Here is a 12,820-nt window from a genome sequence, read left to right as displayed (position 1 = left end):
ACCCGTTCGGGCGGCGACCGCCGTCGGCGCCCGTTAGGGGACCGGCCTGCGGGGTACCTCTGCGCGGATCAGACGGTTCCACGCGGAGGGATCTCGTATGGAGATCGGTTACAAGTTGGCGGCGGAGGCGTACGGGCCCGGTGAGCTGGTGCGGCAGGCCGTGCTGGCCGAGGAGGCCGGGTTCGACTTCGTCGAGATCAGCGACCACTTCCACCCCTGGCTGGACAACCAGGGGCACTCGCCGTTCGCCTGGACGGTCCTGGGCACGATCGCGGCGAGGACCAGCAGGATCGGGCTCGCCACCGGCGTGACCTGCCCGACCATGCGCTACCACCCGGCGATCATCGCCCAGGCCGCCGCGACGCTCGCGCTGCTGTCGGACGGGCGGTTCGTGCTCGGCGTCGGCTCCGGTGAGCGGCTGAACGAGCACGTCGTCGGCGGGGGTTACCCGGCGGTGTCCGCCCGGCACGAGATGCTCCGGGAGGCCCTGGAGATCATCCGACTGCTGTGGAGCGGCGGCTACCGCTCGTACGAGGGGAAGCACCTCACCCTGGAGGATGCCCGCGTCTTCGACCTGCCCGACGCCCCGCCCCTCCTCGCCGTCGCGGCGAGCGGCCCGGCCTCCACGCGCGTGGCGGCCGAGCTCGGCGACGCCCTGTTCGCCACCGAGGCGAAGGCGGAGATCGTCCAGGGCTACCGGGACGCCGGCGGGTCCGGCCCCCGGTACGCGGAGGTGCCCATGGCATGGGCGCCGGACGAGCGCACCGCGGCGCGGGCCGCCCTGGAGACGTCCCGGTGGGCGGTGACGGGCTGGAAGGTGATGAGCGAGCTGCCGAACCCGGTGAACTTCGACGCCGCCACCACGACCGTGCGCGAGGAGGACATCCTCCAGGCCTTCGCGTGCGGCAACGACCCGGAGCGGTACACGGAGATGGCCCGGGGCTACGTCGACGCGGGCTTCGACCGGCTGGTGATGCAGAACGCCGGGCCCGACCCGGACGGGTTCATCGACTTCTACCGGCGGGAGCTCGACTCCCGCCTGCGCGCCCTGAAGCCCTCGGGCGGCGCGTAGCCACCAACCGGCCGCCGCATCCGCCGACGCGTCCCGGCTCGGGTGCGGCGGCGCCGGCTCCGTGGACCGAGGGGTCAGAAGGAGACGTCGATGTAGTCGATGTCCGTGAAGGCGACCTCCAGGTCGTCCGCGCGGCGGCCGCCGTCCTTGAAGTACACCTCCTGGAGGCCCTCCGCGACGATGGCGCGCAGCTGCCGGTCCGACTCGCCCCGCCGGCGCGCCTCGAACAGGCGGCTCGCGTAGGCGGGCGGGAGGTGGACGGTCAGGCGCCGCATGCGCCCGTCGTCGGTGGAGCCGATCGGCGCGGTGTAGCCGAAGCGGGCGCGGGTCTCCACGGTGATGCCGGTGGTGGCGGCGGCCTCGCGGCGGCGCCGGAGGCGGACCCGTGGCTGCCAGCGGCTGCGGACCTCGGCCTCCAGACGGTCGGCGATCTCCTTGGGGGGGTGCTTGCGCTCCCCCGTGCGGTAGCGCTCGACGGACCGCCGGGTGACGCCGAGCAGCTCGGCGACGGCCCGGGTCGTGCCGACCTTGCCGAGGAGGAAGTTGACCCGGGCCCGGGTCGACCGGGGCGGTTCGCGGGTGAACGCCTCCTCGTCGGCGCGCCGCAGGGCTTCGTCGATCTCCCCCATGTCACTCCCCCTCGTCCATGACGGCGTCGCCGCCCTTGATGTGGCGGGCGGGGTTGAGGTGCCGCTCCATCAGGTCGACCGCCCAGGCCATCTCCTGGGTTCCCTCGTGCTTGGCCAGTCCGGGCGAGGGGCCGAGCCGGAAACCGCCCGGCAGCGGTGAGCCGTCCGCCGCGCGCGGCAGCAGGTCGGTGGGGGCGGGGCCGGGTGAGGGGTAGACGACGCAGTCGGAGAGGACGGCCAGCGGGTACAGGCCGGCCGCCTTGGCCGTGTTCAGCATCTTGCGGTGCATGTTGACCCGCGCCTTGGCGATGACGGCGGCCCGGATGTCGGGGCGCCACGTGGGCCGGTCGAGCGCCGGCCAGCGCTCCCCGTCGCGGTAGTGGCGGCCCTGCGGGCGTTCGCGGAGCTTGCCGACGCCGCCCTTGACGGTGGACTTGACCGCGGAGAGGGCCATGGCGACCATGCGGTGCCGCTCGACCGCGGCGCGCAGGGCGTCGTCGTCCGCTGCGGCGAGGTCGGCCAGGTCGGCTGGGTCCGCCTGGAGGAGGGCGCTCGCCGTGGGCTGGTGCTCCCGGAGCGCGTCGCGGAGCCGGTCGGGCGCGGCGAGCGCGGCCTTGGCCGCCGCCAGCCCCCGCAGCCGGTCGAGGGCGGCGGGGTCGCCCGGGGCGACGGACCGCAGCAGCTGGTGGAGGGCGGTACGGGCCAGGAACCCGGCTTCGTCCAGGTCCTTGGTGATGCCGACGTCGGCGAGGGTGGCGGCGTAGGCGTCGCGCAGCCGGTCGTGCCAGGGGTCGAGGTAGGGGCCGGTCTCCCGGCGGACGAACGCCTTCAGCGGCGCGACCTCGTGGCCGAGTTCGACGGCGTAGGCGACGGTGGGCGTCGCGTACCAGGCGGGGCCTTCGGGGCGTTGCCCGTTCGGCGTGAACGGCGACGGGAGGCGGGGGTCCAGCTCGATGTGGGAGAGGTCCACGAGCCAGGCACCGGGGACCTTCTTGTCGAACGCCGGCCGGTCGACCTCCACCGGCCCGTCCAGGCCGACGACGAGGCGGGCCGACGCGGCGAGGAAGGCGGTGTTGAGGTCGAGGCCGACGGCCCAGGGCCGGAAGCACTCGTCGTCGGAGAGCGACCGCGGGTCGCGCACCCACTGGTACGCCTCCTCGTCGAGGAAGCCGCCGGTCCAGCCCCCGGCGACCGGGTGCTCGGCCGTGGCCTCCGGCGGTGCGGGGTCGACCCCGTGCTCGCCGAGGCTGCCTGGGTTCCGGCCCGGCACCCAGGCGCCCGTCGCCGCGTCCCGCACGGCGCGGGTGGGCGGGCGCAGGGCCGTCATGAGCTCCAGGCCCGAGACGGCCGTGGATCCGCGGGGGGTGATGACCCGCCGGGCGTAGACGCCGAGGACGCGGGCGAGTTGCGGCGGGGACAGTTCGGCGGCGGTCCCCCAGGCGCGCGGGTCCAGCGCGTCCCAGGGCAGGACCGCGAACTGGACGCACTGGCGGCGGGTGCCCTCGGCGCGGCGGTAGACACGCGCCCAGGGACCGAAGCCGCGCTGGGTGAGCCGCCACCCGGCCTCGGTGATCCCGCGGACGACCGGGTGGTCCTGCGGCAGGCGCAGGCTCCGCCGGGCCTCGGGCCCCTCCAGCCGGGGCGGGAGGCCCAACCGGACGGCCGCCGACTCGGTCAGCACGACGAGCGGGTCGGAGTCCTTGCCGTGCCGGTGCAGGCGGGGCGCGCCGACGCCGGACTCCGCCAGCGTCCACTCGACCAGCTCGGGGACGGTCCTGGCGGGGCAGTCCAGGACGAGCCCGCCGACGCAGTACGCCGTGCCGTCTCCGTCGAGCACCGCCAGGGGGCCGCTCGGGAAGTCCGCGTCGCCTGCCGGGGCGACGGCGGCGGCCGCCTCGGGCCGGGTGGATGCCGTGGCCCTGCGGGCCGGCCGGCGTGTTCCGGCCGGCGCGGTGGAGGGCGCCTGGCGGGAGGACGCGCCCGCGCCGGGGCCGGGTGCCGGCGGCAGGGCGGATGCCGACGGCACGGCGGGTACCGGCGGCACGGCGGGTACCGGCGGCACGGCGGGTACCGGCGGCACGGCGGCGTGCGGGGCGGCGGACGCGGCGTGCGGCAGGGCAGGCGCGGGGACGGGGGCGGGAGGTGTGGGGGGCGCGGTCTCCGGGGGGACGGAGGCGGGCGTGGGGACGGGCCCGGCGGACGCGGGATCCGCCGGGGGTTGCGAAGGGGCGGGCGCGGGCGGGTACTTGGCGGCCCACCCTTCGAGGACGCGGAGGTACGCCTGGAGGCGCGGGGGGCGCGGCTCGGAGCGGCCGTTCTCCCAGTTCTTCACCGTCTGCGTCGTCGACTTGAGGGCCTGCGCGAGACGGGCCTGCGTCACCCCCGCGGCCTCGCGCAGCCGGGCCCGCTCGGCGGGTGGCGGCAGGTGCGGCTCGCCGTCCAGCAGCGCGTCGACGGCCGCGAACAGCTCTTCCTCGGTGGGCATGGTCACCTCCGCCGCCACCCTAACAGGGCTTTATCCCTGCTTTTAGCGCCGGTTTTAGCCCGCACGGGTGTCGTCACCGGCCCGCGCCCGAAGAACCGGCCGGCAGCCGTCCCGGACGGCTGCCGCCGAGGGCAGCCGTGCCGTACCGGGCAGCGGCGGCGGCCGTCCCCGTCCTCGCCGGACCGTGGCACGACCGGCCCGCCCGGTCCGGCCGCCGGTCGACCGGTACGGCTACGGGACGAGGCGGACCTCCTGGGTGCCCAGCTCGTAGCGCGCGCCGACGATCGCCAGGCGGCCCGTGGCGGTCCGTTCCGCCAGGTCGTGTTCGGCGGCCAGTCGGGAGCGGACGAGGCGGACGTTGGCGGTGATCGTGGCGTCGACGCGGGCCGGGCCGGTCTGGGAGTGGTCGATCGCCGGGCGGATCTGCTCGGCCACGTACGCGATGTGGGCGGGCAGTTCGTCGCCCGTCTCGGCGGCGTGGACGGCGGCGGTCACGGCGCCGCACGAGGCGTGGCCCACCACCATGACGAGCGGGATGTCCAGCTCCAGGACCCCGTAGGCGATGCTGCCGAGGACCGCCTCGTCGAGCACGCACCCCGCCGAGCGGACGGTCATCAGGTCACCCAGACCCTGGTCGAAGACGAGCTCGGGCGGGACCCGCGAGTCGATGCAGCCGAGGACCAGCGCGAAGGGGTGCTGCCCGGAGACGGCCAGCAGCCGGTCGGTGCCCGCCTCGTGCGGGTGCGTCTGGTGGCGGGTGGCCCAGCGGTGGTTGCCGCGGCGCAGCTCGCGGAGGGCCGCCTGCGGGGTGGTGGGCCGGTGCGTGGGCCCGGCGGCGACGGCCGGTGAGGTGGAGAGGGCCGTTCCGGCACCGAGGGCGGCGCCTCCGGCGAGGACGGCCCGGAGCAGGGCGCGACGGGCGGTGTTCCCGGTGGCTATGTGCGTGGATGTCGAGGTCACGCCCGGCACCGTACGTCCGGGGGACGATGGCCTGTTCGAGCTTGGCGGTTCGTTGGGACGGGCTTGGGCGAATCCTGGCTCAGACCCCGCCGTCGGCGCGGTCGTGGGCCGTGGGGGTGGCGAGGGCGGCGACGAGGGCGGCCGCGTCCTCGCGGAAGAGGGCGCGGCCGAGGGCCGTCTGCCGGTCGCGGGCGGGGCCGTCGGGGACGAGGAGGTCGGCGGCGGCGAGCAGCGCGGGCAGGTCGGCCGCGGCGGTGGTGATCCCCTCCGCCGCCATGTGCCGCACCCCGTCGGCGCCATGGCCGGGGATGGGGCGGTAACCGACGACCGGCAGCCCGGCGGCGAGGGCCTGGACGGCGGTCTGCCCGGCGGCGTTGTCGACGAGGAGGCGGGCCGAGGCCATGAGGCCGGGCAGGTCGTCCGTCCAGCCGAGCGCCACGGCGCCCGGTACGCGCGCGGTACGGCGGCGCAGCCGCTCGTCGCGGCCGCACAGGACGACCGGGCGCAGACCGTGGCGGACGAGGGCACCGGCGGTGCGCGGCAGGGCCGAACCCACGCCCCAGGCGCCGGCCGACAGCAGGACCGTGGGACGGTCCGGGTCGGGCGGGCCGGTCGGCCGCCCCGGGGCACCGCCGTCGCCCGGGTCCGCCGCACCGGCCGGCCGGGAGGGGCCGCGCGGGTGCGACGGGCCGCCCGGGTCCGTCGGGCTGGCCGCCGGGGCCGGGGTGCCGGGGTGGAGCGGGCCGGCCGGATCGGCCGGGGCCGCCGTGACGCCCGCGTCGAAGGGCTGCCCGGCCGGGTGGAAGGCGGGCGGGACGACGGGCCCCGGGGCGAGGGTGCGGCGCCCCGCGCCGGTACGGGCCGCCGCCGCGGCCCCGTCGCTGACGCACAGGTACAGGTCGTTGCCCGGGTGGAGCCAGCCGCGGTGGACGGCGAAGTCCGTGACGTACACGGCGCTGGGTATCCGCAGCGCGCCCCGTTCGCGCATCCGGCCGGTGATCTGGGCGGCGAGGTGGAAGGTGGAGACCACGACGTCGGGCCGCAGGCGTTCGACGAGCGTGGCGAGGGGCCGCTCGGCCGACACGGCGAGGGGTGAGGTGTCGGCGTGCGGGACGGCCCGGGCGCCGTCCGGGCGGGGCGGGGGCGCGGCCAGGAAGACCCGGTAGATCGCCGTGTACAGGACGGGCGCACGGCGGACCGCCGTCCGGTAGAAGCCGCGCAGGGCGGGTCCGGTGCCGGGGGGCAGGAGGGCCAGCACGTCGTGGAGGTGCACGTCGTGGCCCCGGGCGCGCAGCCGGCGGGCCAGTTCGGCGGCGACGGTGTCGTGACCCGCGCCCATGCTCGCGCTCAGCACGAGACAGCGCCGTGTCATGGGGTCGCCTTCCGGTGGAAGGGGTCCGTACTCCCCTGCATGGTAGGGCCGGCGGGCGGCCGCGGCGGTCCCGGCGGGCCTGTTCGGGTGGTTCGCGGGCCCGCCCGACCGTCGCGGGGAGGTGGCCCGGGCACATACCGGGAGGCTGGGGGAGCTGAGCCGCAGCCGCACGAGTCCGGAGGTCTGGCATGGCGGAGACGAAACGGCCGGTCGTGCTCATCACGGGTGCGTCGTCGGGGATCGGTGAGGCGGTGGCCGAGCGGTTCGCCCGGGACGCCGGCCGGCGCTGGCGGCTGCTGCTCGCCGGGCGGGACGAGACCCGCCTCGGCGAGGTGGCGCGCCGTACCGGTGGCGTGGCGCTCCCGGGCGAGGACCTGGACGGGCTCGCCGGTGTGGAGCGACTGGCGGCGCGGGCGCTGGAGGTGGCGGGGCGGGTCGACGTGCTCGTCGCGTCCGCGGGGATCGGCTGGGCGGGCCCGTTCACGCGGACCCCGCCCGAGACCGTCGAGCGGCTGGTGGCGGTCAACCTGACGGGCGTGCTGCAGTTGGTGCGGCTCCTGCTGCCGGGGATGGTGGAGCGCGGGGTGGGGCGGGTGGTCCTCGTCAGTTCGATGGCGGGGTGCGCGGGGGTGGCGAACGAGGCGGTCTACGCGGCGACCAAGGGTGGGCTGCTGGCGTTCGCGGAGAGCCTGCGCTACGAGCTGGCCGGTACGCGCGTGGGGGTCACGTCGGTGATGCCGGGAGCCGTCGACACGCCGTTCTTCGCGCGCCGGGGCGTCCCGTACCACCGCACGCGGCCGCGTCCGGTGCCCGTCGGGCGGCTGGCCGAGCTGCTGTGGGGGGCGGTGGTCCGGGGGCGGGACGAGGTGTTCGCACCGCGGTGGCTGACGGTGCCGGCGCGTGTCCGGGGGGCCGCGCCGGGCTTCTTCCGGGCCATGGCCAAGCGGTTCGGCTGAGCCGCCGCGATGCTGGCCCTGTCGATCTGTCTGGCCCTGCTCGCGGCGGTGGGCAACGCCGCGGCCTCGGTGCTCCAGCGGCGCGCGGCGGCCGACGCCGGTCCGGTGGGCACGGCCGTGCGCGGGTGGTGGCCCGGGCTGCTGCGGCGGCGGGCGTGGGTGCTGGGATCCGTGGTGCTGGGCGTGTCGGGCGTCTTCCAGGCGCTGGCGCTGGCGACGGGGCCGCTCGCGGTGGTGCAGCCGGTGATGAGCACGGAGCTGCTGTTCACGCTGGTGCTGGGCGGGGTGGTGTTCCGGCGCAGCCCGGACCGGCGCACGTGGTGGGCGTTCGGGGCGATGGCCGCCGGGCTCGCCGCGTTCCTGGCGCTGGCCGAGCCGACGGGTGGGCGGTCCACGGTGCCGGCGGCGGACTGGCTGTGGGCCGGGGTGGCGATCGGCGCGGCCATGGTGGCGCTGGTGGTGGTGGCGCTGCGGCTGCCGTCCGCGCCCCGGGCCGCGGTACTGGGCACGGCCACGGCGATGGGGTTCTCCGTCACGGCGGCGCTGCTGAAGGACGCGCTGGGGCGGGTGCAGGACGGGATGGGCCTGCTGTTCGGGGCGTGGCAGCTGTACGTGGCCGTCGCGGTCGGTCTGACGAGCTTCCTGCTGCTGCAGGTGACGTTCCGGGCGGGGACGCTCGTGGCGTCGCAGCCTGCGCTGACGATGGGCGACGCGCTGCTGAGTGTGGTGCTCGGGGTCGTGCTGTTCGAGGAGCGGGTCACCGTGGGCGTACGCGGCGTCTTCGAGGCGGTCGCGGTCATCGTCCTGGTGGTGGCGTGCGTGGAGTTGGCGCGGTCGCCGCTGGTGACGGGCGGCGAGGACGGGAAAGGGTCGTGGTGACGGCGGTGGTGGCGGTGGGTCACGCGGGAGCGGAGGGTCCTGTGGACGTCGTACGTCACGCGGGAACGGTGGGGGTCGTACGGCACCCGGGGACGGTGGGGGCCATGGGAGCCGTATGGCAGGCGGGAGCGGTGGGGGCCGTGGCGGCGGCGGGCCTGGTCGCCTGGCACGTGGTGCCGGCGGCGGCGTGGCTGCCGGGGGTGCGCCGGAGGCTGTGGCCGGCGCTGGACGGGCAGGGTGATCCCGGCCGTGTCGCGCTGACGTTCGACGACGGGCCCGACCCGGTCACGACGCCGCTGTTCCTGCGGGCGCTGGACCGGTTGTCGGTGCGGGCGACGTTCTTCGTGCTGGGCGAGCGGTTGGCACGGGCGCCGGGCCTCGGGCGGGCGATCGTGGCGGAGGGGCACGAGTTGGCCGTGCACGGATGGCGGCACGACCGGCCGTGGACGCCCAGGCCGCTGCGCGATGTGCGCGACGTGGCCGGGGCGGCGGAGCTGGTCGCGGACGTGGCCGGGCGCCGGCCCCTCTGGTACCGGCCCCCGTACGGCGTGCTGACCGGTGGCCGGCGGGCGGCGGCGCGGGCGGCGGGGCTGCGCACGGTGCTGTGGTCGGCGTGGGGCCGCGACTGGACGGCCACCGCCACCCCGGACGGGGTGCGCGCCGAGGTGGCGCGCGGACTGCGGGGCGGGGCGACGGTCCTGCTGCACGACTCGGACGCGATGTGCGCGCCCGGCTCGTGGCGGGCGGCCCTGGACGCCCTGCCGGGCGTCGTGGCCGACTGCCGGGCGCGGGGACTCGTCGTGGGCCGGCTCGCCGAGCACGGCGTACGCGACGTACGCGACGTACGCGACGGCGGAGACGGCGGAGGCGGTCCGGCGGGGCGGGCCGGGGGCTGACCGTCCCGCCCCGGGACGCCCTAGTGCCGGTGGAAGGGGAGCCGGGGGCCGCGGGTGCACCACGAGTGGGGCGCGGGGTGCGGGTTCCAGTACCGGTCCCACTCGGCGCGGTACGCCCGGCGGTGGGGGTGCCCGGACGTCTGCTCGGTGGTGCCGTAGACGAGGGCGCCCAGTACGGCGGTGATGGCGGCGAGTTCCGCGCTCGTCGGTGAACCGTGAACTATTCGCAGGTGGTGGGGCATTGGTCCATCGTCCGACGGCGGGGCCGGCTCCGCATCCGCGCGCCGATCCGTCCCGCGGCGGGGGTGTCGGCGGCGGGTGCGGAGCGCCTCCGGAGGGGCGCCGGAGGGGGCTCGGACCGCGGGCGGGTGGCAGCCGGACGGGTGACGTCCCGGGGCGGCCCGTGGGCGCGTCGCCCCAGTCCCGCCTGTGTACCGGGGGTCCGCGGGGTGGTTAGCGGTGACGGCGCGGAGTTGCCTCGACGCGCGCCGTCGTCGCACCTCCCACATCCTTTGAGTGAACGCGAGCAACACGCGACGAAAGGGCTCGACATCATGGCCACGTTGTGCAGACCCGCGGTGTCCGTCCCCGAGCATGTGATCACCATGGAGGAGACGCTCGAACTGGCGCGGACCATCCATGCGGACCACCCCCAGCTCCCGCTGGCGCTGCGGTTGATGGAGAACACCGGGGTCCGCAAGCGGCACATCCTCCGCCCGATCGAGGAGACGCTGAAGCACCCGGGCTTCGAACACCGTAACTCGGTCTACGAGGCCGAGGCCAAGGCGCGGGTGCCCGCCGTGATACGGCGTGCACTGGAGGACGCGGAGCTGCGCGCCGCGGACATCGACGTGATCATCTACGTGTCGTGCACGGGCTTCATGATGCCCTCGCTCACGGCGTGGCTGATCAACACCATGGACTTCCGCAGTGACACCCGTCAGGTGCCCATCGCGCAGCTGGGCTGCGCGGCGGGCGGTGCGGCCATCAACCGGGCGCACGACTTCTGCACGGCCTACCCGGACAAGAACGCGCTGATCGTGGCGTGCGAGTTCTGCTCGCTCTGCTACCAGCCGACCGACCTGGGTGTCGGCAACCTGCTGTCGAACGGACTGTTCGGCGACGGGCTCGCCGCCGCCGTGATGCGCGGCAAGGGCGGCACGGGTGTCGAGCTGGAGCGCAACGGCTCGTACCTGGTGCCCGAGACGGTCGACTGGATCGCCTACGACGTCCGGGACACCGGCTTCCACTTCAAGCTGGACAAGCGGGTGCCGGGCACGATGGAGCCGCTGGCGCCGGCGCTGAAGCAGCTGGCGGGTCAGCACGGGTGGGACGCTTCCGACCTGGACTTCTACATCATCCACGCCGGCGGTCCGCGGATCCTGGACGACCTCAGCAAGTTCCTGGGGGTGGACCCGGAGGCGTTCCGCTTCAGCCGGGCCACGCTCACCGAGTACGGCAACATCGCCAGCGCCGTCGTCCTGGACGCGCTGCGGCGGCTCTTCGACGAGGGCGGCACCCCCGAGTCGGCACGTGGCCTGCTGGCGGGCTTCGGGCCCGGCATCACCGCGGAGATGTCGCTCGGCCGCTGGACGACGTCCGGCTCCTCGCCGGCCGCCGCCGTCGGCGCCCGGTCGAGGGTGGGAGCCGCCTCCGCGGCCGCCGTGGCGCCGAACGCCTTCATCGACGCGTACACGGACACCGAGGAGCCCGACCGTGCTGGATGAGACCACGACGACGTCCGTACCGGAGGCCGGCGCGGACGCGGTGGGCGCCGACCCCGAGCTGCCTCCCGTACGGCACTGGCCGGCGCTCGACCTGTCCGGGGTGGACTTCGACCCCGTGCTGGCCGGGCTGATGGAGGAGGGCCCGGTCACCCGCGTCAAGCTGCCGAACGGATCCGGCTGGGCGTGGCTGGTGACGCGGTACGACGACGTCCGCGCGGTGACGAACGACCCCCGCTTCAGCCGGAAGCTCGTCGTGGACAGCGATGTCACCCGGCTGGCGCCGCACTTCATCCCGGTGGACGGGGCGGTCGGGTTCGAGGACCCGCCGGACCACACGCGGCTGCGCCGCTCGGTGGCGCCCGCGTTCACCACCCGCGGTGTCGAGCGGCTGCGCGACCGGGCGCGGGAGATGCTCGACGAGCTGGTCGAGGGTGTGCTGCGGGACGGGCCCCCGGCCGACTTCACCGAGCGGCTCCTCGGGCCGTTCCCGCTGGCCGTGGTCTGCGAGCTGATGGGCGTGCCGGCCGAGGACCGGCCGCGCATGCACGAGTGGACCAACCTCATCCTCTCCTCGGCGCAGGGCGCGGAGCGCAGCCAGCGCGCCAAGGAGGAGATGTGCGGCTACTTCGCCGAGACGATGCGGCGGCGCCGCGGTACGGGCGGCGAGGACGTCATCGGGCTGCTGTCGGCGGCGGTCGAGGCCGGTGAGATCACCGAGTCGGAGTCGGTGGGCCTGTCGCTGCTGATCCAGATCGGCGGTGAAGCGGTCACGAACAACACCGGCAACATGCTCTTCATCCTGCTCACCCGTCCGGACCTGATGGACCGGCTGCGCGCCGATCCGGCGGGCCGGGGCCGGGCGATCGAGGAGCTGCTGCGCTACATCCCGCACCGCAGCGCGGTCGGGCTGTCGCGGATCGCCCTGGAGGACGTGACGGTCGCCGGGGCGCGGATCCGGGCGGGCGAGGCGGTGTACGTGTCGTACCTGGCGGCCAACCGGGACCCGGACGTGTTCCCCGACCCGGAGCGGCTGGACTTCGACCGGGCGCCGAACCCGCACGTGGCCTTCGGGCACGGACCGCACTTCTGCGTGGGCGCCATGCTGGCCCGGCTGGAGTCGGAACTGCTCGTGGACGCGCTCGCCGACCGGTTCCCGGGGCTGCGGCTCGCCGTGCCCGCCGGGGAGGTCCGCTTCCGGCGCGGGGCGCTGATCCGGGGGCCCGAGTCGATGCCGGTGGCGTGGGGATGAGCGCGCACGCACCCGACGGGCTGCTGGTGCCCACCGGCCACGGCCGGACGCTGGTGGCGCCCGCCCACGAGGTGACGTTCAAGGTCACCGGTGAGCACTCGCGTGCGGCGTCGAGCTTCGAGGTCGTCGTGCCCCCGGGGTTCGACGTCGGGGCCCACGTCCACGCGAACAGCGAGGAGCTGTTCTACGTGCTGGAGGGTGAGCTGGACGTGCTGGCCTTCGAGCCGCGTGTGCGCACCCGCGACGACTGGCGGAACTGGGAGTCCACGACCGGTCGCCGGACGGTGCGGGCGACGCCCGGCACGGTGATCGTGGTACCGCCCGGGTGCCCGCACGCCTTCGCCAACCGCACGGACCAGCCGGCGAAGATGTTCTTCCAGGCGTCCCCTCCCCCGGACCACGAGCGGTACTTCGAGGAGCTGCTCGACATCCTCGACGCGGGCGGCTCCCCGGACCACGCGGCGATCGCCGCGCTGCGCTCGCGGTACGACATCGAGCAGCTGACGCCCATGCGGCACGACGGGTACGGCACGTCGGCGCCGTGACCCGCGCGGTCGTGCACGGCCCGGGCCCCGGGCCGCCTTTCGAGGCGGCC

12 protein-coding genes are annotated in these 12,820 nt (G+C 75.9%); 7 read left to right on the top strand and 5 right to left on the bottom strand.

The genetic code is table 11. The features are described from left to right. The first annotated feature begins 97 nt into the window (after positions 1-97). Positions 98-1,072, top strand: a complete 975-nt coding sequence (locus tag NRO40_RS28160; RefSeq protein WP_058943765.1) for a TIGR03557 family F420-dependent LLM class oxidoreductase — start codon at positions 98-100, stop codon at positions 1,070-1,072. A 74-nt stretch (positions 1,073-1,146) separates the two neighbouring features. Here NRO40_RS28160 and tpg read toward each other — a convergent pair whose 3' ends face one another. The 4 genes from tpg to NRO40_RS28140 all read right to left on the bottom strand — a co-directional run bounded on the left by tpg (position 1,147) and on the right by NRO40_RS28140 (position 6,518). Then, positions 1,147-1,701: a telomere-protecting terminal protein Tpg gene (gene tpg / locus NRO40_RS28155; RefSeq protein WP_058943766.1), complete on the bottom strand. Its 555-nt coding sequence runs from the start codon at positions 1,699-1,701 to the stop codon at positions 1,147-1,149. 1 nt (position 1,702) lies between these two features. Beyond that, positions 1,703-4,186, bottom strand: a complete 2,484-nt coding sequence (tap, locus tag NRO40_RS28150; RefSeq protein ID WP_058943779.1) for a telomere-associated protein Tap — start codon at positions 4,184-4,186, stop codon at positions 1,703-1,705. Positions 4,187-4,417: 231 nt separating this feature from the next. Further along, a complete protein-coding gene (locus tag NRO40_RS28145; protein WP_198549415.1) occupies positions 4,418-5,146 on the bottom strand; it encodes a carbonic anhydrase in 729 nt (242 codons plus the stop codon). Between the two features lie 79 nt (positions 5,147-5,225). Continuing rightward, the gene (locus NRO40_RS28140; protein WP_058943768.1) at positions 5,226-6,518 is read right to left on the bottom strand and encodes an MGDG synthase family glycosyltransferase; all 1,293 of its coding nucleotides are present in this window, start codon (positions 6,516-6,518) and stop codon (positions 5,226-5,228) included. Positions 6,519-6,706: 188 nt separating this feature from the next. Here NRO40_RS28140 and NRO40_RS28135 point away from each other — a divergent pair, with 188 nt between their 5' ends. The 3 genes from NRO40_RS28135 (at position 6,707) to NRO40_RS28125 (ending at position 9,249) form a co-directional block, all read left to right on the top strand. After that, positions 6,707-7,474 (top strand): SDR family NAD(P)-dependent oxidoreductase, encoded by a 768-nt coding sequence (locus tag NRO40_RS28135; RefSeq protein ID WP_058943769.1) that lies wholly within the window; start codon positions 6,707-6,709, stop codon positions 7,472-7,474. A 9-nt stretch (positions 7,475-7,483) separates the two neighbouring features. Beyond that, the gene (locus NRO40_RS28130; RefSeq protein WP_058943770.1) at positions 7,484-8,353 is read left to right on the top strand and encodes a DMT family transporter; all 870 of its coding nucleotides are present in this window, start codon (positions 7,484-7,486) and stop codon (positions 8,351-8,353) included. Between the two features lie 104 nt (positions 8,354-8,457). Then, the gene (locus NRO40_RS28125; protein ID WP_058943771.1) at positions 8,458-9,249 is read left to right on the top strand and encodes a polysaccharide deacetylase family protein; all 792 of its coding nucleotides are present in this window, start codon (positions 8,458-8,460) and stop codon (positions 9,247-9,249) included. A gap of 20 nt (positions 9,250-9,269) precedes the next feature. Here NRO40_RS28125 and NRO40_RS28120 read toward each other — a convergent pair whose 3' ends face one another. Next, on the bottom strand, positions 9,270-9,491 hold the full coding sequence (locus NRO40_RS28120) for an acyl-CoA carboxylase subunit epsilon (RefSeq protein WP_058943772.1): 222 nt from the start codon (positions 9,489-9,491) through the stop codon (positions 9,270-9,272). 312 nt (positions 9,492-9,803) lie between these two features. On the opposite strand from NRO40_RS28120, the gene NRO40_RS28115 reads away from it, so the two are divergent. The 3 genes from NRO40_RS28115 to NRO40_RS28105 are packed head-to-tail and all read left to right on the top strand — an operon-like array spanning position 9,804 to position 12,770. Continuing rightward, positions 9,804-10,976 carry a type III polyketide synthase gene (locus NRO40_RS28115; RefSeq protein WP_079047305.1) on the top strand — a complete coding sequence of 391 codons (1,173 nt, stop codon included), beginning with the start codon at positions 9,804-9,806 and terminating at the stop codon, positions 10,974-10,976. Between the two features lie 40 nt (positions 10,977-11,016). Next, the gene (locus NRO40_RS28110; RefSeq protein WP_058943780.1) at positions 11,017-12,225 is read left to right on the top strand and encodes a cytochrome P450; all 1,209 of its coding nucleotides are present in this window, start codon (positions 11,017-11,019) and stop codon (positions 12,223-12,225) included. Next, positions 12,222-12,770 carry a cupin domain-containing protein gene (locus NRO40_RS28105; protein ID WP_058943774.1) on the top strand — a complete coding sequence of 183 codons (549 nt, stop codon included), beginning with the start codon at positions 12,222-12,224 and terminating at the stop codon, positions 12,768-12,770. Before NRO40_RS28110 ends, NRO40_RS28105 begins: the two co-directional genes overlap by 4 nt. The last annotated feature ends 50 nt before the right edge of the window (positions 12,771-12,820 follow it).

This window comes from Streptomyces changanensis (assembly GCF_024600715.1).
GTDB lineage: Bacteria > Actinomycetota > Actinomycetes > Streptomycetales > Streptomycetaceae > Streptomyces > Streptomyces changanensis.
This window is presented reverse-complemented; position numbering and strand designations above follow the sequence as displayed.